This is a genomic window from Adlercreutzia equolifaciens (assembly GCF_029076695.1).
GTDB lineage: Bacteria > Actinomycetota > Coriobacteriia > Coriobacteriales > Eggerthellaceae > Adlercreutzia > Adlercreutzia equolifaciens_A.
The window spans coordinates 1-303 of sequence record NZ_JARFIK010000378.1; the positions used below are offsets into that span (position 1 = coordinate 1).

Annotated in this window: 1 protein-coding gene; it reads right to left on the reverse strand. The window is 56.1% G+C overall.

Annotated elements, in window-relative coordinates; translation table 11 throughout:
• On the reverse strand, nucleotides 1-303 hold a 303-nt coding region (locus PZH32_RS12825), incomplete at both ends, for a Clp protease N-terminal domain-containing protein (protein ID WP_275208641.1).

Genomic DNA, 303 nt, shown 5'->3' on the forward strand with positions numbered 1-303 from the left:
TTCCTTCAATAATGCCATCAGAATATGCTCTGTACCGATTAACGGCGCATGGAACCGGACAGCCTCTTTATAGCTGTTTTCCAGCACATGTCTCGCGCTTGGAGTGTAGCCGTCCCGCTCTTTGGTGGCTGTATTCTGATAGGAAGAGACAAGCTGCTCCACAAGAGCCAGCAGTCTGTCGAGCTTCACCTCGTTGGCCTCGAGGACCATGGCAGCGGTACCGCTCCCCTCCTCGATCAGCCCGACCAGGATGTGCTCCGTTCCGATCACAGGGGAACCCATATCCTCCGCCGCTTCACTGGC